We start from the raw sequence: 20,551 nt of genomic DNA on the forward strand, positions 1-20,551 counted from the left end.
GGGCTATTCGGCGGCGTGCCTGTTATCTTCTTGGAGCCTTGTTTTCAGCCAGTTCAGAACATCATCCAGAAATGTAAAGACGACGGGGATGACAAGAAGGCTCAGGAATGTCGAGGTGATCAGTCCTCCGATCACGACGATACCCATGGGTTGGCGGAAGCTTGGGTCACCGGAAACAAGGCTGAGTGCTGCCGGAAGCATGCCGCCGGCCATGGCAATGGTTGTCATGATGATGGGTCGCGCTCGCTTGTGGCAGGCGTCCACGAGCGCGTCGTAACGAGACATTCCGGCACGGCGCGCCTCGATTGCGTACTCGACAAGGAGAATGGAGTTTTTCGATACGATACCCATCAGGAGAAGAAGGCCGATAACCGCTGGCATGGAGAAGCTGGTGCCAGTCAAAACGAGTGGCAAGAGGGCGCCGCCAAGTGCCAGCGGCAGTGCCATCAAGATTGTCACCGGCTGAAGGAAATCATGGAAGAGAAGGACCAGAACGGCGTAAATGCAGAAGATGCCGATCGCCATCGACGTACCAAAGCTGGTGAACAGCTCGCTCTGACGCTTGAGCTCGCCCTGTTCAACGAATTTCACACCCTGTGGCAGGTTCTGATAGCTGGGCAATCGCGCGGCCTCTGCCGTCACGTCGGAAAGGTTTCTGCCGTTCAGTTCGACAGTCAAAGAGACGTTTCGTGACCGGTCCAGCCGATCTATCTGGCTTGGGCTGGATCCAAGAGAGATATCGGCGATGGCACCCAGCGCGACATTACCCTCTTTTCCCTCGACAGGAATGAGCGATATGGCGTCGAGCGACTGTCGATTTGCCGTATCGAGCATGACCCGAATGGCGACCTGGCGCTCCGGCAGGTTGAGCTTGGACAAAGCGGTGTCGTAGGCACCGGCCGTTGCAACGCGAATAGCCTCGGCGATGGCCTTGGACGTGACACCCAGGGATGCTGCGTCCGCCAAGTCAGGTTTGATCGTGACTTCAGGCGTTTGCATGGCAGCCGATGACGTAACGTTACCGATGCCCGAAAGAGTACGCAGATCAGCCTCGAGGTTTGACGCGGCCTTTTCAAGAAGTTCGGAATTGTCGCCTGCCAGTGTCAGGGTGAGTTGCGTGCCATTGCCGCCGGAACCGATTTCCAGGCGAACGCCGGGCAGCTGTTCCAATGCCTTGCGCAAATCGGCTTCGATTTGTGACTGCTTGACATCTCTGTCATCGATCGGCGTGAGATTGACGACGAGCGTCGCGCTGTTGGTGCTCGCATTCGAGGTGCCGTTCATCCCTCCAGTGGAGGCTGTGCCCGTCGCCTGAAAAACCGACGTGACATGGTCAACGCCAGCAATGATCGCCGATGCCTTGCGCGCGGCCTCATCAGTCGCTTCGATCGTCGATCCATATGGCGTTGTTAGGCTAACCTGGGTCTGCCCATCGTCGGATGCCGGGAAAAAGCCCGTGGACAGATGAGATAGAAGCAGTGCCGTGAATGCGAGAAACCCGACTGTTCCGAGTATTGGTATCCAGCGGCGGCGGAGTGCGCCTTTCACGAGCCAAAGATAGCATCTCATGATGCGACCGTCTTCTTCGTGCGCCTTGCCGCTGGCTTTCATCATATAAGCCGCCATCATCGGCGTTACCAACCGTGCGACCAAGAGAGAAGTCAGAACGGCAACGGAAGCCGTGATACCGAACTGTTTGAAGATGATGCCGGGAATTCCACCCATGAATGCCGTGGGTAGGAACACGGCAACCAGTGTAAACGTGGTGGCGATGACCGCCATACCGATTTCGTCTGCCGCTTCCATCGCCGCGTCGAATGGGTTTTTGCCCATGTTGAGGTGTCGCTCGATATTTTCGATCTCGACGATCGCGTCATCTACGAGAATGCCGACCACCAACGAGATTGCCAACAGCGTTATGGTGTTCAGCGAATAGCCGAGCATATACATCACGAGAAACGTGGGAATGATCGATAGGGGCAATGCCACCGCAGCCAGAAGCGTCGCCCGCCAATCGCGAAGAAACAACCAGACAACGAAGACAGCGATCAACGCCCCCTCGTAGACCATATGCATCGACGACTCATAGTTCTGCTCGGTCGGCACGATGGTGTTGTAAGCCTCTTCAATCGTCACTTCGGGATGGGCCGCGGCGAATACCTTCATGGCGTCACGGACTTTGTCAGTGACCGCCGTATCCGAATAACCTTTCGACCGTTTGATCTGAGCGGCAATCACCGGCTTGCCATTCAGATAAGCGAGCGAGGTTAGATCGCTGTGTGAATCGGTCACCGTTCCGAGTTCATCCAAGCCAACCCAGCTGCCTTCGGGCAAGGGGATCGCCATCGCACCAAGTTGCTCGGCGCTCTTTACGGCAGCCAATGTGCGAACGGACTGGCTTTCGCCGCCAATTCTACCTTTGCCACCTGACAGGTCGGATTGTACCGCTTCAACCTGGCTGTTGACGTCGTTTACGGTCAATCCCAAGCCGTCGAGCAGGTTTGCGTTCAGCTCCACCCTGATTTCCCGGTCGACCCCTCCCAGGCGGCCGACTTCGCCAACCCCGTCCACCGCCATCAGCGCACGTGACATGTCGTTGTCGATGAACCAAGAAAGTTCAGCCGAATCCAGCTTATCCGAACGCACGACGTAGGTGATCAAGGGCGAAGAGTTTAGCGACTGTTTCGTAACGGTCGGCGCATTCATCTCTTCCGGCAGCTCATCTTGCGCCTGGTCGACAGCACTTTTAACCTCATCGAGGGCTTCTTGGGTGTCCTTTCCGACTTCGAATGCTACCGAGATGCTGACCGAACCGTCCGTTATCGTCGTGGTAACGGAGTCCAGCTTGGTGAGGCCCGTCAGCTCATCCTCGATCTTGCGCGCGACCTCCGTTTCAAGCTGAGATGCGGCTGCTCCATCGAGCGACGCGCTGATCTCGATCGTTGGAAGGTCCATGTCGGGGAAATTTTGGATATCGAGACGGTTGAAGGCCCATAGCCCGCAGGCCGTCAACAAAATGAAAAGCAGAATTGGCGGAACGGGATTGCGAATGGACCAGGAGGAAAAATTCATTTCGCCTCCTCGTTCTTCGCTGACTGAGCGTCTTCCGACACTCTTACAACCGAACCATCAGCCAGGAAGGCGCCGCCGGATGTCACGACCTTGTCGACCTTGTCTATCCCCGAGACGATTTCGACACGATCGTCTTGGCGCCGGCCCGTTTCGACGCGCTTGCGCGCCACGGTGAGCTTTTCAGCCTCCTTCAGGATGAAAACGTAAGAAAATCCGTCCTTGAGGGTCACCGCGGTCTCAGGCACGGTCAGAGCGTCTTTCTGGTCGAACTCAAAATAGCCACTCGCCAGAATGCCCGTCTTGGGTGCTGGCATTCCCTGGTCCGGCTGCAAGGTCACGTAAACAGTCACGCGCCCATTGTCTGTCGAGGTCGTCGGCGAAACCAACCTCACCTCGCCGCCGACGTCACCGACCGGCGTCTTTATGACGGCTTTGGTCCCTTCCTTGACATCGGCCAGCCGTTTGACCGGCAACTCGGCCTTCCATTCGACTCTGTTTTGCCGGATCAGCTTGAACAGCTGATCACCGGCATTCACAACGTTTCCAAGAGATGCGGAGCGTTCGGAAATAACCCCGTCGTCTACCGCGTAAACCTTCGTGCGCTCCAAGGTGAGTTGGGCAGAGGCAAGTGCTGCCTTGGCAGATAAGACGTCGGCTTTCGCTTTCCGCTCGGAAATCAGATATTCCGTCGTCTGCTGCTTGGACAACGCACCTGAGCCGGTCAATCCACGAGCGCGATCAGCGTCCGCGACTGCCTGGTCGAGAGCCGCTTCCTGCTTTTCAACGGTGGCCTGCTGTTGTTCCAGTTCCGCTTGAGAGGTCTCGGCGTCGAACTGGACGAGCAGATCGCCTTTTTTTACCGCGGTGCCCACATCCGCTCTAACATCGGAGATCTTTAGGCCGCTGACCTCGGCCGCGATGACCGCCTCGTGCCAGGCGGCAAGGCGACCACTCGCGGGTATCGTCACGGGCCACTCCAGGGTCCGCGGAGCGGCGACGGCAACGGTCAAGGCAGCTGCTTGAGCGGTACTCTGTTCGGTGTCCTCGCTACGCGCAAGATAGGGCGTTAACGCGACCGTCGTCGCGACCAGGATGAAAGCAAATCTACGCATCAGTGTGTTCCATTGGCAGAGGCAATTGGCGCGCCAGCCGGGGCAGCCCAACCGCCGCCGAGAGACTTGTAGAGGGCGATCCAATACTGGACCGCGTCGCGCCTGATTTCGATGAGGGTGATGGCGGCGGACTGTGCCGAACGACGGGCCTCCTCGCGGTCGAGGATACTGGCGCCACCGGATTTCCAGTTCTCATCGACCGAGCGGAAGTAGCTTTGATAATTGTCAGCGGCGGTCTTTGCATCGCTGATACGCTTCAGAGCTGTGTTGACACGAATAAGAGCTGTCTCCACGTCGGCGACAGCCGTCAAGACGCCGGACTTGTAACTTGCGACAGCAACATCGTAATCCGCAACTGCGCTTCTGACGGCAGCCCTTTTCGTCCCGCCATCAAACAGCGGTATCGACAATGCGGGCCCAAATGACCACGGAACCGATCTGCCGGTTACGGTGGACTGGCTGATTGAGATGGATCCACTCAAGCTGAGACTGGGATAGAGGTCGGCCTTCGCAGCGCCGACATCTGAAATCGTTGCCGCGACTTCCGCTTCCAGCTCGTTGATGTCGGGCCTTTGTCGCAAAACATCCGCCGGTACAGAGAGGATCCGCAACGATGACGGCTGTGGAATGCGACTCTTACCGTGATCCAGCAATGTTCTGATCACAAACTCATCGGTGGCCGTCAGTTGGACCAATGACTTGACGATGATTTCGCAGTCCCCGCGCTGGGCCGTCAGATTGGAAGAGGATGTCGCAGCGCTCGCTCGGGAGAGCGCCAGATCGGCTGTTGATGTAAAGCCGGACTGCGCCGATTTTTCAGTCGCGAGTATCGTTTCTCTCTGCGATGCAAGCTCGTCACGGTAAAGCTGTTCCAACTGACGACAGGCGCGATATTGGACATAGTAATCACCGACCTCGGCAGCGACCGAGATCCGCGCGTCATGCCACGACCAGACCTTGCCCTGGGCTCGTAAGGCCGCGGCCTGTGTCTCTTTCTTGGTCTTGCCGAACAAATCGAGTTCCCAGGCGGCGTCGAGACCGCCACTCCTGTTCGTTCCAGCCACGATTTTGTTGAGGTCGTCCCCGTTGTTAGCCTCGCGCGTTGCCGAGGCGGACCCGCCCAGCGACGGGAAGAGGCTAGCCCTTGCGCTATCGAGCGTCGCACGCGCCTTGTCAATGTTGGCGACAGCTTCCTGAACCGTGGGATTTTCCCGTTCAGCCAGCGTCAGTAACTCCGTCAGCGAAGGATCTTTAAAGCTTGCCCACCACGCGACGAGCTCGGGGGAGCGACCTCCGTGCGGCAGTGTCGCGTGCCAATAGGGCGCCACGACAGACCTCGAAGGTTTGAGTGCGCCAAGACTGGTACAACCGCTGAGTACCGCCAAAATGGCGAGGATGGAAACTGAGGAGAAAACTATGCGCATGAAATCCCGGCTGCCCTGAAGCTGTCGGCCGCACTATAGGGATCGCGATGTTAATGTCGGTCAAGAACGTGTTAAGTTAGGTAAAACTGCTGTATTCCCCGCCTGCTAGCCTTAAGCTGCACCCATCGAATTGACGGGTGCAATTACATGACCAACGTGCTTTTGATCGATGATGATATCGAGCTTACGAATTTGCTCGGCGAATACCTGACCGAGGAGGGTTTCGTTGTCGAGACAACCGCGGATGGTAGGATCGGTGTTGCGAAGCGATGTCGCCTTCAACCGATATCGTCGTTCTGGATATCATGATGCCCCGCGTGAGCGGCATTGAGGTCTTGCGGAAAATTCGACAGGTAAGCGATGTGCCCGTGTTGATGCTGACGGCTCGTGGAGATGATGTCGACCGCATTTCCTGTCTCAATCTCGGGGCGGATGATTACGTCCTTGTTCACCGGGCGAGCTCGCGGCACGGATCCGTGCGATCTGCCTTGGCTTGGCGATCACACGACGGGCGGCAGAATGGCACGGTGGTTCGGCAACCGCGCAAAACAAGGCGACTGGGGGTCTGCGTGTGGCCATCACTCTTCCAGCTTTAGGGCTACATCGAGCAACGCCGCTAGCTTCCTAGCGTCGACGGGTGACGTTCGACCGGACGTCGCGCATCGCATTCGAGATGCCAATCAATGCTGCTTAACGCGGCTGGGGCGTGATCTGATCGACCGAGGCGGTCGTACCTTGCTCTGACAACGGCGGGCGTCAAGGTTCTTTGCGGCGGCGCGCATCACCTACCGGATCAAGCCGGCCGCCACAAAACGCAGAATACCTGCGTATGCCGCGGGCAGTTGACATCTGTTGCCGGTGCCAGCCCCAGCTGTTCCAGTTCGTGCAGAATAGCGACCGAGAGTGAGAATTGGGCGTTCATAATGATCGCGCCTCCACTCGGGCTCGATAGAGGATGACCCGACCGGTCGGTATGATCTGTGAGAGGAAATCGAAGTCGCGGACATTGCCAGTCAGCACGCTCGCACCCAGCTGCCGTGCCTGCAAGAAGACCATGGCGTCATTGACGAAGCGGCGCTCATGTCGCTCCCCCTTTGGCAGGCTGCTCAGACGAAAGAGCAGACCCGCCAACACGCCGGCATGTCCCCAGATGGCTGCATCTGGGGCGTGAAGTCGGTGTTCCGGAATGTCATCGACCGTCGCCGCGATTGTGTCGAGGACCGCCTTTGTTGAGGCGTGCCTGGGGTCCAGTCGGCCGAAGGCATGGGTCAACTCAGACAGGCAGACCGCCGAATGGTGGCATAGTCGATACGTAATCAGCCTATCGACCTCCACCGGCGAGCGACCTTGAAGCACATCCAGATAGACGCTGGTGTCCAGGAACAGAGGCCCTCCAATTGCCGGTTCGTCAGCAACCCAGGGAAGATCTTCGTCGGGCCTGCGCTCGAGCGACCCGACGTGCTTCTGGGGTTTTAGTGATCGGAGGGCTTCAGAGAGATCAAATCCCAAGATCGATATCCGTCGGGATGCGGCCCTTGCGGCCCACCAGGCGCGAGCCAAAGTCGTCTTCGAGAGCCAGCCGTGAAAGCGCCAATTCCAGCAGCTCGGTGTCGGAGGTAACATGGGCCCGCTTCTTAGCTGCCTCGATCAGCTCCGAAGGCACTCGCCCCGACAAGCGGGTATTCTTCGCCGTGCCAAGGAGACCGACGGCCTTCGCTTGCTCGAGCACGAGCTTGTTGCGGGCTAACGCGACCTTCGCTTCGCGTTCCGCCGCACTTTGTGGTTGGGTGCCCATGAGATGCTCCTGCGTTGAACAGAATATAGATTGCGTTGAACGGGAAGGCAAGCTTCCATAGCGGTCGGCAGGTTGCGATCCAGGCGTTCTCGGCAAATCATCATGGCAATGACGACGGGGACATTGGTGGATCCTCGCCGTCGTCTCGACGGCTGCGAGTTTGGAGCTCCAGGGAGCCGGGCGTTTCGAGGAACGCGAACGCCTCGTCGCCGGAAGTCGCCTCGGCTACATAGTAGCCGGCATCGCGGATCATCTCCGAGATGTCGATCAAAATCAGGAGGTCGACGACCATCGAAGCATCGGCGAACACCCGTTCGGCCTTGAAACGGTGGGCGGCATTCTGCGTGGTTAACCTTTCGTGACCCAGGTCAGTGGGGAAGTCAGCGGGGTTAGCGACAAGGGAACTGCCGTCGACGAGGGCACTGCCGAAAAGGATTTTGCGGCGTTGCAATAGATCATGACGCAGTGCAATATAACCGTCATGAAATCGTGCAATTGGGCGCCGTGCGACGAGGATCTGCATCTATAAGTCGGACAGAACGCCTGAGCTTACCCTCATGCTGCGAGAGGGTTTGCCCTTTCCTCTTGATGCTGACGTCGACAAATGGACCAAAATCAAGGTCGTAACCGACAGGGAAATGAGAGCAGATCTTTTGATTGAGATCGGCGGTGCGGGATACCTGCTAGTTCGACTTGGCGCCATTCGCCGCCATTAGGCAATAGCGCGGCCATTGCCGTCGCGTTGTCGCGCCACCTCGTGGCATCCCAATTGCAAATAGGATCCCGAGCTGCAGGGCAAGTGGTCGGGACGTGCTCGACAATGACCGCGCCTCGGAAAGAACCCACGGAACCATCGCAACATTGGCCAACGCAGCTCAGGGCGCTCCGACATCAGGTCGTAGAGCGCCCTCACGCTTTCGATACCATGGCCGGAGATTGAAAGGCTCTATGATACAGGGTACTTCTGTGATCAGCAGTGGCGAATCCGAGCCGGTAAAGCAGGATCCGGGTGCTGAGTTGCACCGAACGAGCTAGAGCCTTTAAGACCGGTTGCGAAGTATCGCCAAATTAGCCTCCTGAGATCAATAATGCAGTTCAAGCGCAATGAAATTCACGAGCTGTCGATCTTTCTCGCGATAGTCCAATACCGTAGTTTTCGCAAAGCGGCGGATCACCTAGAAGTAACAGCTTCCGCCCTGAGCCACAGCATGAAGGCGCTTGAGCAAAGGCTGGGCGTGCGCCTCCTTAATCGAACCAGCCGCAGCGTTGCACCAACCGCCGCCGGAACAGCCCTCGCCGAGAAGATCTCTGCCGGGCTCGAGCTTATCAACTCCGGATTGGAGGACTTGAACGGACATTATCAAGGTGGCGCCGGCAGCATTCGCATCAATGTTCTGAAAGATGCCGCCGTTCTGCTTTTGCGGCCAGCCATTCCGGTGTTCCAGCAACGCTTCCCGAATGTCGAGCTTGAGGTCGCCGTGGATGACCAGTTCATCGATGTCACCGCGGACGGGTTCGATGCCGGTATCCGGTACAGCGGCACCATCCCGGAAGACATGATCGCAGTTCCTCTCACTCCTCCTTTAAAGTGGGTCGCGGTTGCTGCTCCTGATTATCTCAGAAGTCATGGTCGCCCTGTCATGCCGGAGGACCTCAATTCCCACCACTGCATCCGGATACGGACGGGCCGCGGCCAGATCTACAAGTGGGAATTCGAACGCGGCGATGACCGGCGCGAGATCGACGTTCCCGGAGCGCTGATATCAGGCGAAACCGATCTTGCCATCAATGCGGCTCTGGAAGGCGCCGGGTTGTGCTATTGCCTGGAACGGTTGGCAAGCCCCTACGTTTCCGCAGGCCGCCTGGAAGTCGTCCTTCCCAAATGGGCATCGATGGGCCCGCCGTTTTCGATGTATTATTCCAGCCGGCGGCAGCTTCCCTTCGGCGTCGACGCGCTGATCAAGATCGTTCGCGGCTTGAACGGATTTTAGCGACTGTTTCCAATCGATGAGCCTGATTCATCGGTACAGTGATTTCCACTCTATTGATTCATCGCTCTCCCGCGTTGTACCGCTTCCATCGAACCTTCATCAGGAAGCGGACACATCACATGAGCAAGCGGATCATCTTTACCGGCGGTAGCGGCAAGGCCGGCCGCCATGCGGTTCCATATCTGGTGGGGAAAGGACACAAGGTCCGCAACCTCGACCTCGTTCCCTTGAACTGCCCCGGCGTGCAGACGTTGATCACCGATCTCAGCGATAGCGGCCAGACCTTCAACGCCTTGTCGATGCATTTCAGCGGCGAGGATCTGCAGGCGCCGGGCGGACCGGCCAAGGTCGATGCCGTCGTGCATTTCGCCGCTATACCGAGCCTGCTGCTCAAGCCCGACAACCAGACTTTTTTGGTCAATGCGGCCTCGACCTACAACGTCATCGAAGCGGCGGTGAAACTCTGCATTCCCAAGGTGATCATCGCGTCGAGCGAAACCACGTACGGCGTCTGTTTTGCCGAGGGCGACAAGGATTTCCATTCGTTTCCGCTCGAAGAAGACTATGACATCGACCCGATGGACAGCTATGGGCTCTCCAAGGTCGTCAACGAGAAGACGGCCCGCGCCTTTGCGATGCGCAGCGGCATCGACATCTACGCCCTGCGGATCGCCAACGTCATCGAACCGCATGAATATGAGCGTTTTCCGGGCTTTCTTGCCGATCCGCCATCGCGCAAGCGCAACGCCTGGAGCTACATCGATGCCCGCGATCTCGGGCAGATCGTCGATCTTTGCCTGCGGGCCGACGGCCTCGGTTTCCAGGTCTTCAATGCCGTCAACGACACGATCACGGCAAGCGAGCCAACGCGGGATTTCCTCGGCAAATGGGCGCCGAACACGCCGATCCTCCGGGAGCTCGGCGAATTCGAAGCGCCGCTCTCGAACCGGAAGATCCGGGAGGTTCTCGGTTTCAAGGAAGAACACAACTGGCGAAAATACGTTACCGGCGCATGATGCCGCGAGGCGCATTTCCGGCACCGCCGATCATCAACTTTGAGGAAAGACCATGAAGACCACAAGACTTGGCAAGACAGGGCTGGAAGTCAGCCGCATCTGCTTCGGCTGCATGTCCTTTGGCAAGCAGACCGACGAACGCCCGTGGGTTCTGGGGCTCGAAGAGGCGCGGCCACTTTATAAGCGCGCATGGGATGCCGGCATCAATTTCTTCGATACGGCCAATGTCTATGCGCAGGGCACCAGCGAAGAGATCACCGGCGTCCTGCTCAAGGAACTGGCGCCCCGCCAGGAGATCGTGCTGGCGACCAAGGTCTTCGGCCGCATGCGTCCCGGGCCGAACGGCCAGGGTCTTTCCCGCGCCGCGATCCTTAGCGAGATCGACAACAGCCTGCACCGCCTCGGCACCGACTATGTCGATCTCTACCAGATCCACCGCTTCGACCCGTTCACCCCGGTCGAAGAAACCATGCAGGCGCTGAACGACGTCGTGCGCGCCGGCAAGGCCCGCTATATCGGCGCATCCTCGATGTGGGCCTGGCAGTTTTCCAAGCTCCAGCATGCAGCCGAGGTCAACGGCTGGACGAAGTTCGTTTCGATGCAGAACCAGGTCAGCCTCACCTATCGCGAGGAAGAACGCGAAATGCTGCCGCTCTGCAGCGATCAGGGTATCGCCGTCCTTCCTTGGAGCCCCCTTGCCGGCGGCAAGCTGACGCGTCCCTGGGGCACCGAGACCAAGCGCGCCACCACCGACCGCTACAACAAGAGCATGTATGAGAAGACCGGCGATCGGGACGTCGTCGAGGCCGTCGAAGCCGTCGCCAAGGCGCGCAAGACGTCCATGGCGCAGGTCGCGATGGCCTGGGTGCTGCAGAAGCCGGTCGTTACCTCGCCGATCGTCGGCGTCAGCAAGATGAGCCATCTCGAGGATGCGATCGCCGCGGTCGGCTTCGAACTCACCGGTGATGACGTCAAGGCGCTCGAAGCCCCCTACAAATCGCTGCACGTCGCCGGGTTCTGACGACAACGCCGCGCGGCTTTTCAGAGACGCAAACGACATTGTAGCATTTTGCTGCATTACGGCGGTTGGTGCCCGTTTGGGACGTGCGAAGGCAGTTCGCTGCTCGTTCATTCACCGCCGTCGACATCGAAATGACAGCCGCCATTGATGCCGCGGTTGTGTTCAAAGAGGAGGAAGAAATGGATTATCGCAAGCTCGGTCCCAGCGGGACCGTCGTCACCGCCTATTGCCTCGGCACCATGACCTTCGGCGCGGAGGCCGACGAGGCCGCCTCGCACAAGCTGCTCGACGATTATTTCGCCTGGGGCGGCAATTTCATCGATACCGCCGATGTCTACAGCGCCGGCAAGTCGGAAGAGATCATCGGACGCTGGCTGAAGGCCCGCCCGACCGAGGCCCGCCAGGCGATCGTCGCCACCAAGGGACGCTTTCCGATGGGCAACGGACCCAATGATATCGGCCTGTCGCGTCGGCATCTTAGCCAGGCGCTCGACGATTCGCTCCGCCGCCTCGACCTCGAGCAGATCGACCTCTACCAGATGCATGCCTGGGACGCGCTGACGCCGATCGAAGAGACGCTGCGTTTCCTCGATGATGCGGTATCCTCCGGCAAGATCGGCTATTACGGCTTCTCCAATTATGTCGGCTGGCACATTGCCAAGGCCTCGGAGATCGCCAAGGCGCGCGGTTATACCCGTCCGGTGACGCTGCAGCCGCAATATAACCTGCTGGTGCGCGACATCGAACTCGAGATCGTCGCGGCCTGCCAGGATGCCGGCATGGGTCTGTTGCCGTGGTCACCGCTCGGCGGCGGCTGGCTGACCGGCAAGTACAAGCGCGACGAGATGCCGACCGGCGCCACCCGCCTCGGTGAAAACCCCAATCGCGGCGGCGAATCCTATGCACCGCGCAATGCGCTGGAGAGAACCTGGGCGATCATCGCTGTCGTCGAAGAGATCGCCAAGGTGCATGGCGTCAGCATGGCGCAGGTGGCGCTCGCCTGGACAGCGGCGCAGCCGGCGATCACCTCCGTGATCCTCGGCGCCCGCACACCGGAACAGCTCGCCGACAATCTCGGCGCCATGAAGCTCAAACTCTCCGACGACGAGATGGCGAGACTGAACGATGTGAGCGCGCCTCAGCCGTTCGACTATCCCTACGGCAAGGGCGGCATCAACCAGCGCCATCGCAAGATCGAGGGTGGGCGGTAGTTCGTGGACTGGGACGGTGGCCGAGCCGCCGTCCGGTTCGCCTCGTCACGGCGCTTTTCTCATCGGTCGTCCGCCAAAGCGGGCATTTCGATGGAACTCCATCTCGCCGTGACCTTTGTCGGGGTTGTTGTCATCGGCATACGCTGGCGCGGATCGCGTTGCATGAAGGCAAGGCACCGCTGGTAGCGCTTCCCACCTGGGGCCTCATGCCGCTCTGCGTGATCGGCATCGCGGCCTTTCTCGTCGAAGGCGCCGGGATCGACTGGTCGGCGATCTATATGCGCGATGTGTTTTCGGTCGAGCCCTTCATTGGCGGACTGGGATTGACGCTCTTTACCTTCTGCATGGCGCTGGCGCGCCTGTTCGTCGATCCGCTCGTCGATCGGTTTGACGCGCGCGCCGTCGCCACGATGTTGCTTGTTCTTTCGGCCATCGGCATCTGCGCCGTGTCGGCGGCGCCGCATCCCTATGTCGCGCTGGCGGGCTTTGCCTTGATGGACGCCGGCTGCACGCGGTCTATCCTCTCGCTGTCTCGGCGGCCGCCCAACGCACAGATCGCGCGGCGCTCCGGGCTGCCGGCGGAGGTAGCGCTGCTGCTGCTCGGCGCGCCGTTTCATCGCCATCAGAGTTTCTGTTGCTCAATCGCGCTGAAGCGCAATGCCCTTCCATCGGCTTCAGCCAAAGCGTCCATTTCCTTTTCGAGCACATCTCGATCGTCGACGCCGCGCAACAGGCGACCAGCAAGCACATCGAAACGGCCGGCGGCGATGTCCGCGATAAGAAGTGCAGCTCGAGAAGGGTGGATATCGATGCCATCGTCGAAGAGCTGCTGGATGGCGGGCAGATAAGTTTTGCCTGCCTCCGAAAACAACTGCTTTTCCGTCATGTCAGTGCGTACGAGCCCCGGGTCGACGGCAAAGGCGCGTACGCCATGAGCGATCGTCGTATCATTGAGACACTCGGTCAGCCGCATGATCGCTGCTTTACTCGATGCGTATCCAGAACCGTGCGGGAAACTGTTGCCCGTCCCTCCGCCAACGAGATTGATGATCCGGCCTCTGCCGCGCGCCAACATGGTCGAACAAGCCGTGCGGGAGGTGTGAAACGTCCCTTGCAAGTTGATCTCCACATCCCGCCACCAGGCAACAGGATCACACTCCCATATTGGTCCGAAAGCCTGGAAGGAACCGTGATTGTTGACTAACGTATCAACCGGACCGAACTCAGATGCGATCCGGACAAAAGCGTTTTCGACGGCGCTGTATTGGGTGACGTCGGTCGTCACAGCGATCGCTTGCCCGCCCTCACCTTCGATCAGCGAGACTGTTTCCTCGATCTCAGTGGCGGTTCGCGCAAGCACTGCGACCTTGGCGCCTTCTCGCGCCTGCCAAAGGGCGATCTCCCGACCGATTCCTCTACCGCCACCGGTGACGACCGCTACACTGTGCTTAAGCCGGGTCATTTTATGCTCCTATGTTTTGCAGCACTATCAGATAAACCCTTGCCAGTTTCAAGATAGATGATAACGTTTCAATTAATTTGAGTGCGAATGGCAAAGTCAACGTTTGGGAGGATGTGACATGACCAACAGCAGTGGATTCACGCATGAGATACGTCGCCGCACCCTGCTTGCGGGTGCGGGAGGTGCCGCATTGATGGCGTTGGCGGGCAGCGCCAAAGCGCAGGATATCGTCAGTGGCGAACTTGTGGTGCTGAATTGGCTCGGCGGTTCCGAGCTCGACATGATGCATAAGATCCAGACTGCATTCACGGCGAAATATCCGAAAGTGACGATCAGGGAAGTTGCCATTACCGGCCAAGGAGACATGCGCGGTGGCATCCGCACGGCACTCATGGGCGGCGAAGTGGTCGATGTTCTCTACAACACCTGGCCGGCCTTCCGGAAGGAATTGCTCGATGCCGGCATGCTGCGGCCGATCGACGACCAATGGAAATCCTTCGGCTGGGACAGGCTCATCAGCCAATCCTGGAAGGATCTCGGCGCTATAGCCGGCAAGACCTATGGCCTGACCTACACCTTCGGCGACCGCTCCGGCATCTGGTACAAGAAGGAGCACCTTGCCAAGGCGGGCATCACCGAGCCGCCGAGGAGCTGGGACGAGTTCGTCGCCAGCTTTGCGAAGCTTACAAAAGCCGGGTTCGCGGCTCCGGTCGCTATTCCCGGCAAATACTGGGCGCATGCCGAATGGTTTGAAACGCTGCTGCTGAGAACGGCAGGCGTCGAGACGGCTTCGAAGCTAGGCGCGCACGAAATTTCGTGGACCGATCCGGCCGTGAAGAATGCGCTTACAAAATATGCCGAAATGTTGACCGCGGGCTGCTGCGGAGCGCCGAACAGCATGCTCGCCAACGACTGGGACGGGGAAGCCGACCAAATCTTCCAGGCGAATGCCAAAAATTACCTGCTGATCGGCATGTGGATGAATAACCGCGCCAAGAACGACTACAAACTCACCGAAGGTAAGGATTACGGTCTCTTCCAGTTCCCCGCCCTCGGGATGGGTCATGACGACACGTCGAGCGTCGATACCAAGGAACTGCTCGTCACGGCAAACGGCCCCAATCCGAAGGCAGCAGACGCCTTCCTCGATTTCTGGACAAGCGCCGAGGCCGCCAACATTCTTGCCAAGAACGGCTATGCGTCACCAAGCAGCAATACCGACACGTCGCTCTATGGCGAGACGCAGAAGGTGGCGACATCAGCGGTCGCAAGCTCGAAGCTGCAATTCGTGCTCGGAGATCTCTTGCCCGGCGATCTCGTCGATGAATATCGGGTGCAACTGCAGAAATTTCTCCAGGATCCCTCGGCTGCCAATATCGATACCGTCCTTGCGGCAATCGAAACCAAGGCCCAGGGATCCTACTGATGGCCGGCACCTCCGCTTCCCCGGCGCGGGAGGCGGCGGGCGTGATGCAGGTTTCCCCGCTGGCGGTCAGCATTCAAGGCCGTCGGCGTCTGCTCAGGGACACGCCCGCCGCATTGATCCTGATCGCACCCGTCATCGTGCTCTTTGCCGTCGCCGTCGTCTATCCGCTGGTGGACACTATCCGCTTGAGCTTCTGGGACATACAGGGCCTGCGGAAGCCTTCCTTCATCGGCTTCGGCAATTATGTGCGGCTGTTTTCGGACGCCGCCTTTCGCAGCACGCTGCTAACGACCCTGATCTTCACGATCGGGACGACGGTGATTTCCGTCTCGATTGGCTGGGCTCTGGCAATGACGTGCGCGTTCGCGCCACGACAGACGCTGCCGTTCCGCGTGATGATCTTTGCCGCCTTCGGTATTTCGGAGGCAGTTTCGGGCTACATGTGGATCGGCATCTACAGGGCCGATGCCGGCGGCCTGCTCAATTCGCTGATTCAGCTTTTCGGGTTTTCCGGCTTCTCGCATGCTTGGCTCGGTGACGCCAATACCGCACTGTGGGCGCTCATCATAGCCGCATCGTGGAGCGGCGTGGGCTTGCCCTTAATGCTGATCTTCGCCGCCATCCAGGCAATCCCGAAATCCGTGCTCGAGGCAGCCTATATGGACGGCGCCAAGCCGCTCTCGACCATGCGCCATATCATGATGCCGCTGTCGATGCCCGGCGTGCGTGTCGCGGTTTTCATCAATCTTCTGGGTTCGCTGCGCGCCTTCGACATCATCTACATCCTGACGGGCGGCGGACCGGTGCGCTCAACCGAGACGGTCGGCTATTTCATGTACCGGGAATCCATGACCCAGTTCAAACTGGGCTATGGCGCCGCCGCGACCGTCATCCTGCTGCTGGCCGTGCTCATCGTCTCGATCCCCGCCATCATCCAGCGAACGGCAGGTGCGAAATGATCGGCAAGGCTCCCCGCTGGATTGTCATCTTCGTCGGCATCATCGCTTGCATCTGGGTCATCCCAATCGTCGGTATCGTTGTTACCTCCCTGCGTCCTCCCGAGGGCGTCTCGCTTGGCTGGTGGCACTTCGAGCGCTTCGATCTGACCTTCGACGCGTGGCACCGCGTCTGGGACAAATATCCGCTGTCCCAATCCATGTGGGTGACGATGAAAACAGCGGGGATCGCGACGGCGCTGACGATGCTTTTGACGCCGGCGGCGGCCTACGCCTTTCATTTCCTCAATTTCCCGTTCCGCCGCATCTTGCTGATCATCATCATCAACGCATTCGTGTTGCCGCAGCAGGTTGTCATCATTCCGCTCTTCACGCTGTGGCGCGATCTCGGGCTGATCGACAACATTCTCTCCGTTCTCATTCCCTATGTCGGGATGTCCTTTGCTTGGTCGATCTTCCTCGTCAAAAATTTCTTCGAGGATTTCCCGCGCGAACTAGTGGAAGCCGCCAAGATTGACGGCTGCGGACCGATTGCGACTTTCCGTCATGTGGTACTGCCGAACAGCCTGTCGCCGATCTTCGCCGTCGGAATCCTGCAGTTCCTCTGGACCTGGAACGCCCTGCTGCTGCCGATGCTTTTCCTGCGCAACGACATACCCCTGCCCGTGCTGCTTGCCCGCATCTCCGGCAGCTACGAGATCAATTGGGACTTGCGCTCGGTGGCGGCGATCATCACGACAATCGTTCCCCTCCTCGTCTTTCTTGTCTTCCAACGTCAGTTCGCCGCCGGCTCTCAAACCCGCACCGGCGCAAAGGAATAGGACCATGCCGAACACCAAAAACAAGCCGTTGCGCTACCGCCAGATCCATCTCGACTTCCATACGTCGGAACATATTCCCGGCATCGGCGCCGACTTCGATCCGGATATCTTCGTTTCAACGCTGAAGGCGGCGCATGTCGACTCGATTACGATCTTCGCCAAGTGCCATCACGGCTGGTCCTACTATCCGACCAAGGTCGGCAAGCCGCATCCGCGGTTGGCCCGCCCGGACCTCCTCGGCGACATGGTGAAGGCGCTGTCGGCAGCCGATATCGAAAGCCCGATCTATATATCGGTACAGTGGGACGAGCTGACGGCGCGCGAACATCCCGAATGGCGCGCCATGACCGCGTCGAACCAATACCACCACGACCGTCCGGACGACCCTTCGGCGGGTAAGCAGCTCAGCCCGGCGTGGCATACGCTCTGCCTCAACCATGCCGGCCTACGGAAATACATTCTCGACCAGGCGCGCGAAGTCGCGCAAAGCTATCCCACGCAGGGTCTGTTCTTCGATATCATCCTCACGCCGGATTGTGTCTGCCCGGCTTGCATCGAGCGCATGCAGTGCGAGGGTCTCGATCCGGAAAATTCGGCGGACCGGCTGAAGAACGACGAGGCCGTCAACGAACAGTTCCGCCGCGAAACGAGCGAGGCGCTGTTTAAGGAGTTCCCCAATCTTCGCGTCTTCTACAATTGCGGACATATCCACAAGCAGGGCCCGAAGCGCTTTTCCACCTATTCTCATCTCGAGCTCGAAAGCCTGCCGACCGGCGGTTGGGGTTACGATCACTTTCCGTCCAGCGCGCGCTACGCGGCAACGCTCGGCATGGATTTCCTGGCTCATACAGGCAAGTTCCACACTTCGTGGGGCGAGTTCGGCGGTTTCAAGCACCCTGACGCACTGGAATATGAATGTGCGCAGATGATCGCGCTCGGATCGAAGTGCCTGGTGGGCGACCAGCTGCATCCGAACGGCGCCATCAATCCTGATACCTATGCCTCGATCGCGCCGGCCTATCGACGCGTCGAAAAGCTGGAGCCGTTTCTGCATGGAGCCAAGCAGGTCTCCGAGATCGCCATATTGTCGGCCGAGCATATGAACCCCAAGGGCGCGCGCAACCATCCGAGCGACGATGGCGCGGCACAGATGCTGCAGGAACTGAAGCGGCCCTTCGACGTGCTCGACAGTTCCGCTCGTTTCGAGGAATACCGGCTGCTGATCCTGCCGGACGAAATCCCGGTCGATGCCGCGCTTGCGTCGCGGCTGAAAGCTTATCTCGCCAGTGGCGGCAAGATCATCGCCTCCTGGCATTCGGGCATCGGGGATGATGGTGCATTTGCCGTCGATTTCGGCATCGAGCGGCAGCCAACGCCAGTCGCGTTCAAACCGAGCTATGTGAAGGCAGGCAAGGACCTTGATCCGTCCATGCCGGAAACGGCTTTCGTTTTCTACGATGAAGCCGAAACCGTCCGCCCGGTCGACGCAACGGTGCTGGCCGCTATCTACCCCTCCTACTTCAACCGGTCTTACAAACATTTCTGCTCGCACCAGCATGCTCCGGACGATACAGCCGCTGAGATGCTTGGCGCTGCCGTGACCGAGCATGGGGGCACCGCTTATATCGCCTACCCGATCTTTCGGCTTTACCGGGCCATCGGTCAGCCGCTCTATAAATATGTTGTTCGCGGGCTTCTCGATCGTCTCGTTCCCGATCCGGCGATGGTTACCGATCTTCCCTCATCCGGCCGGGCAACGCTGACCCGACAGATTGGGCACAATCGCCACATCCTGCATCTTCTCTACGGACCGCCGCAGATCCGCGGCAAGGATGTTCGTGGCGATGACGGCTCGACACGGGTGATGGAAATGATCGAGGACATCCCGGCGATCGGCCCGGTTAACGCCAGCGTGCGGTTGCCGGCAAAGCCGAAGCGGGTTTTCGATGCCATGACCGGAGAGGATCTGGCCTGGGAAGCCGGCCCAGACGGCGCCATCAGCATCACGGTACCACGACTGCGCATCCATAGTGCCGTGGTCTTCGAAGGCGCGTGATGAGGATCGACGCCTTCCGTGCGTCAGACTTCGCACCGCCGCTCTCAATGCTGGTGAGCGGCCAGGCGCCGGGCTATACGAGGGAGATGGACGCGAAAACGCGTCACAATCCGATGATAACTGCAGGAGCCCGCTTGAAATGCATGAAACGGATCGGACGGCCGGAAGGCGGCGGGGAGCCACGATCATCGACGTTGCCAGGGTGGCGGACGTCGCTGTCGGCACCGTGTCGCGCTATCTCAACGGCGAGACGGTCCGTCGCTCGAACCGCGAGCAGATCGAGCGGGCGATCCAGGAGCTCGGCTACCGGCGAAATGCGGCGGCAGCGTCTATCCGTACCGATCTAACCCATATGATCGGCTTTCTGGTCCCGACCTTCGATGAGTTTCATGCCCGCATGCTGGAGCACCTGGCCACTTCGGTCCGCTCGACTGGTCGCGCGCTCCTGACCTATTGCCATGGCGGCGATCCGCGCGTTGTTGCTGAAGCGCTGGACTTTTTCGCCGCGCAGCGCGTCGATGCGCTGATCATGGATGGTACGGCCGAAGTCTATGACCGGGTGGACGACCTGATCGAACATGACGTGCCGATCATCTTCTACAATAACGACGTGCGTGGGCTCGCGGCTGACCGGGTGATGGTCGAAAACCACCGCGCGAGCTACCGCCTAATCAGCCATTTGATCGATCTCGGCCATACGCGCATCGGCATGCTGACGGGTGACCCGCGCAATTCGTCGGGCATCGAACGCCTGGCCGGATACGAGCAGGCGCTGCGCGAGCGGGGCATCGTCGTGGATGCTTCCCTGGCAGTGCGCGGCAACTGGCGCATGGATGGCGGCTACGAGGCGACCAAGCGACTGATGTCGCTGGAGCGCCCACCGACAGCTATCTTCTCCGCCAATTACGGCATGGCGGTCGGGGCACTCAGCTGGCTGAAGGAGAACGGCCGTCACGTGCCCGACGATATCTCGCTGGCGAGCTTCGACGACGTAGCGGTCTTCCGGCTCTACGAAGCTGGCATTACCGCGGTCGCCCAGCCGGTCGCCGGCATCGCGGAAAAGATCACGGACATTCTCGTGGAACGCCTGACGGAATCCTCGAGCGGCGCGACGCACAGCATCGTTCTCGAATGCGACATCATCCTGCGAGGCTCGACGCGACGGATCACCTGACGCGCTCTGCTTGC

The 20,551-nt window shown here is 59.4% G+C and carries 16 protein-coding genes and 2 pseudogenes; 11 read left to right on the top strand and 7 right to left on the bottom strand.

The annotated features are described in order from the left end of the window. Positions 1 to 3 precede the first annotated feature (3 nt). The 3 genes from ACM5SV_RS12775 to ACM5SV_RS12785 are packed head-to-tail and all read right to left on the bottom strand — an operon-like array spanning position 4 to position 5,608. Positions 4 to 3,072: an efflux RND transporter permease subunit gene (locus tag ACM5SV_RS12775; RefSeq protein WP_221993326.1), complete on the bottom strand. Its 3,069-nt coding sequence runs from the start codon at positions 3,070 to 3,072 to the stop codon at positions 4 to 6. Next, positions 3,069 to 4,184 (bottom strand): efflux RND transporter periplasmic adaptor subunit, encoded by a 1,116-nt coding sequence (locus ACM5SV_RS12780; protein ID WP_221971934.1) that lies wholly within the window; start codon positions 4,182 to 4,184, stop codon positions 3,069 to 3,071. The genes ACM5SV_RS12775 and ACM5SV_RS12780 overlap by 4 nt, the downstream gene beginning before the upstream one ends. After that, positions 4,184 to 5,608 (bottom strand): efflux transporter outer membrane subunit, encoded by a 1,425-nt coding sequence (locus ACM5SV_RS12785; RefSeq protein WP_419425268.1) that lies wholly within the window; start codon positions 5,606 to 5,608, stop codon positions 4,184 to 4,186. The genes ACM5SV_RS12780 and ACM5SV_RS12785 overlap by 1 nt, the downstream gene beginning before the upstream one ends. Before the next feature lie 147 nt (positions 5,609 to 5,755). On the opposite strand from ACM5SV_RS12785, the pseudogene ACM5SV_RS12790 reads away from it, so the two are divergent. Further along, positions 5,756 to 6,149 (top strand): annotated as a pseudogene (locus ACM5SV_RS12790) (response regulator); the annotation flags it as partial. A gap of 377 nt (positions 6,150 to 6,526) precedes the next feature. Here the strand turns inward: ACM5SV_RS12790 and ACM5SV_RS12795 are convergent. The 3 genes from ACM5SV_RS12795 to ACM5SV_RS12805 all read right to left on the bottom strand — a co-directional run bounded on the left by ACM5SV_RS12795 (position 6,527) and on the right by ACM5SV_RS12805 (position 7,926). Beyond that, positions 6,527 to 7,117, bottom strand: coding sequence for a type II toxin-antitoxin system VapC family toxin (locus tag ACM5SV_RS12795; RefSeq protein WP_012760370.1), 591 nt, complete (start codon positions 7,115 to 7,117; stop codon positions 6,527 to 6,529). Beyond that, the gene (locus ACM5SV_RS12800) at positions 7,107 to 7,403 is read right to left on the bottom strand and encodes a hypothetical protein (RefSeq protein ID WP_003554796.1); all 297 of its coding nucleotides are present in this window, start codon (positions 7,401 to 7,403) and stop codon (positions 7,107 to 7,109) included. The genes ACM5SV_RS12795 and ACM5SV_RS12800 overlap by 11 nt, the downstream gene beginning before the upstream one ends. A gap of 100 nt (positions 7,404 to 7,503) precedes the next feature. Beyond that, positions 7,504 to 7,926 carry a hypothetical protein gene (locus tag ACM5SV_RS12805; RefSeq protein ID WP_419425269.1) on the bottom strand — a complete coding sequence of 141 codons (423 nt, stop codon included), beginning with the start codon at positions 7,924 to 7,926 and terminating at the stop codon, positions 7,504 to 7,506. 565 nt (positions 7,927 to 8,491) lie between these two features. Between ACM5SV_RS12805 and ACM5SV_RS12810 the strand changes: the two genes are divergently transcribed. From ACM5SV_RS12810 to ACM5SV_RS12830, 5 genes and pseudogenes are all read left to right on the top strand, one after another. Continuing rightward, a complete protein-coding gene (locus ACM5SV_RS12810) occupies positions 8,492 to 9,394 on the top strand; it encodes a LysR family transcriptional regulator (RefSeq protein ID WP_012760372.1) in 903 nt (300 codons plus the stop codon). Between the two features lie 119 nt (positions 9,395 to 9,513). Continuing rightward, positions 9,514 to 10,410, top strand: coding sequence for an NAD-dependent epimerase/dehydratase family protein (locus ACM5SV_RS12815; RefSeq protein ID WP_419425270.1), 897 nt, complete (start codon positions 9,514 to 9,516; stop codon positions 10,408 to 10,410). Positions 10,411 to 10,462: 52 nt separating this feature from the next. Next, entirely contained in the window at positions 10,463 to 11,431 is a 969-nt protein-coding gene (locus tag ACM5SV_RS12820; RefSeq protein WP_419425271.1) for an aldo/keto reductase, read from the top strand. A gap of 179 nt (positions 11,432 to 11,610) precedes the next feature. Beyond that, a complete protein-coding gene (locus ACM5SV_RS12825) occupies positions 11,611 to 12,642 on the top strand; it encodes an aldo/keto reductase (RefSeq protein WP_017996911.1) in 1,032 nt (343 codons plus the stop codon). Positions 12,643 to 12,686: 44 nt separating this feature from the next. Then, positions 12,687 to 13,207, top strand: a pseudogene (locus ACM5SV_RS12830) (MFS transporter); the annotation flags it as partial. A 57-nt stretch (positions 13,208 to 13,264) separates the two neighbouring features. On the opposite strand, the gene ACM5SV_RS12835 reads toward ACM5SV_RS12830, so the two are convergent. Continuing rightward, on the bottom strand, positions 13,265 to 14,104 hold the full coding sequence (locus tag ACM5SV_RS12835) for an SDR family NAD(P)-dependent oxidoreductase (RefSeq protein ID WP_221970515.1): 840 nt from the start codon (positions 14,102 to 14,104) through the stop codon (positions 13,265 to 13,267). A gap of 118 nt (positions 14,105 to 14,222) precedes the next feature. On the opposite strand from ACM5SV_RS12835, the gene ACM5SV_RS12840 reads away from it, so the two are divergent. The 5 genes from ACM5SV_RS12840 to ACM5SV_RS12860 all read left to right on the top strand — a co-directional run bounded on the left by ACM5SV_RS12840 (position 14,223) and on the right by ACM5SV_RS12860 (position 20,537). Then, the gene (locus tag ACM5SV_RS12840) at positions 14,223 to 15,530 is read left to right on the top strand and encodes an extracellular solute-binding protein (RefSeq protein ID WP_017997306.1); all 1,308 of its coding nucleotides are present in this window, start codon (positions 14,223 to 14,225) and stop codon (positions 15,528 to 15,530) included. Continuing rightward, entirely contained in the window at positions 15,530 to 16,489 is a 960-nt protein-coding gene (locus ACM5SV_RS12845) for a carbohydrate ABC transporter permease (protein ID WP_419425272.1), read from the top strand. Before ACM5SV_RS12840 ends, ACM5SV_RS12845 begins: the two co-directional genes overlap by 1 nt. Beyond that, positions 16,486 to 17,307: a carbohydrate ABC transporter permease gene (locus tag ACM5SV_RS12850; protein WP_003554805.1), complete on the top strand. Its 822-nt coding sequence runs from the start codon at positions 16,486 to 16,488 to the stop codon at positions 17,305 to 17,307. The genes ACM5SV_RS12845 and ACM5SV_RS12850 overlap by 4 nt, the downstream gene beginning before the upstream one ends. 4 nt (positions 17,308 to 17,311) lie before the next feature. Next, entirely contained in the window at positions 17,312 to 19,363 is a 2,052-nt protein-coding gene (locus tag ACM5SV_RS12855; RefSeq protein ID WP_221974675.1) for a beta-galactosidase trimerization domain-containing protein, read from the top strand. Between the two features lie 139 nt (positions 19,364 to 19,502). Beyond that, positions 19,503 to 20,537 carry a LacI family DNA-binding transcriptional regulator gene (locus ACM5SV_RS12860; RefSeq protein WP_003554807.1) on the top strand — a complete coding sequence of 345 codons (1,035 nt, stop codon included), beginning with the start codon at positions 19,503 to 19,505 and terminating at the stop codon, positions 20,535 to 20,537. The last annotated feature ends 14 nt before the right edge of the window (positions 20,538 to 20,551 follow it).

This window comes from Rhizobium sp. CRRU65 (assembly GCF_048551595.1).
Taxonomy (GTDB): domain Bacteria; phylum Pseudomonadota; class Alphaproteobacteria; order Rhizobiales; family Rhizobiaceae; genus Rhizobium; species Rhizobium leguminosarum_J.

Excerpts from the sequence above, each read along its gene's own strand:
- ACM5SV_RS12775 (WP_221993326.1), bottom strand. The coding sequence starts at position 3,072 with ATGAATTTTTCCTCCTGGTCCATTCGCAATCCCGTTCCGCCAATTCTG.
- ACM5SV_RS12780 (WP_221971934.1), bottom strand. The coding sequence starts at position 4,184 with ATGCGTAGATTTGCTTTCATCCTGGTCGCGACGACGGTCGCGTTAACG.
- ACM5SV_RS12785 (WP_419425268.1), bottom strand. The coding sequence starts at position 5,608 with ATGCGCATAGTTTTCTCCTCAGTTTCCATCCTCGCCATTTTGGCGGTA.
- ACM5SV_RS12800 (WP_003554796.1), bottom strand. The coding sequence starts at position 7,403 with ATGGGCACCCAACCACAAAGTGCGGCGGAACGCGAAGCGAAGGTCGCG.
- ACM5SV_RS12805 (WP_419425269.1), bottom strand. The coding sequence starts at position 7,926 with ATGCAGATCCTCGTCGCACGGCGCCCAATTGCACGATTTCATGACGGT.
- ACM5SV_RS12810 (WP_012760372.1), top strand. The coding sequence starts at position 8,492 with ATGCAGTTCAAGCGCAATGAAATTCACGAGCTGTCGATCTTTCTCGCG.
- ACM5SV_RS12815 (WP_419425270.1), top strand. The coding sequence starts at position 9,514 with ATGAGCAAGCGGATCATCTTTACCGGCGGTAGCGGCAAGGCCGGCCGC.
- ACM5SV_RS12820 (WP_419425271.1), top strand. The coding sequence starts at position 10,463 with ATGAAGACCACAAGACTTGGCAAGACAGGGCTGGAAGTCAGCCGCATC.
- ACM5SV_RS12825 (WP_017996911.1), top strand. The coding sequence starts at position 11,611 with ATGGATTATCGCAAGCTCGGTCCCAGCGGGACCGTCGTCACCGCCTAT.
- ACM5SV_RS12835 (WP_221970515.1), bottom strand. The coding sequence starts at position 14,104 with ATGACCCGGCTTAAGCACAGTGTAGCGGTCGTCACCGGTGGCGGTAGA.
- ACM5SV_RS12840 (WP_017997306.1), top strand. The coding sequence starts at position 14,223 with ATGACCAACAGCAGTGGATTCACGCATGAGATACGTCGCCGCACCCTG.
- ACM5SV_RS12845 (WP_419425272.1), top strand. The coding sequence starts at position 15,530 with ATGGCCGGCACCTCCGCTTCCCCGGCGCGGGAGGCGGCGGGCGTGATG.
- ACM5SV_RS12850 (WP_003554805.1), top strand. The coding sequence starts at position 16,486 with ATGATCGGCAAGGCTCCCCGCTGGATTGTCATCTTCGTCGGCATCATC.
- ACM5SV_RS12855 (WP_221974675.1), top strand. The coding sequence starts at position 17,312 with ATGCCGAACACCAAAAACAAGCCGTTGCGCTACCGCCAGATCCATCTC.
- ACM5SV_RS12860 (WP_003554807.1), top strand. The coding sequence starts at position 19,503 with ATGCATGAAACGGATCGGACGGCCGGAAGGCGGCGGGGAGCCACGATC.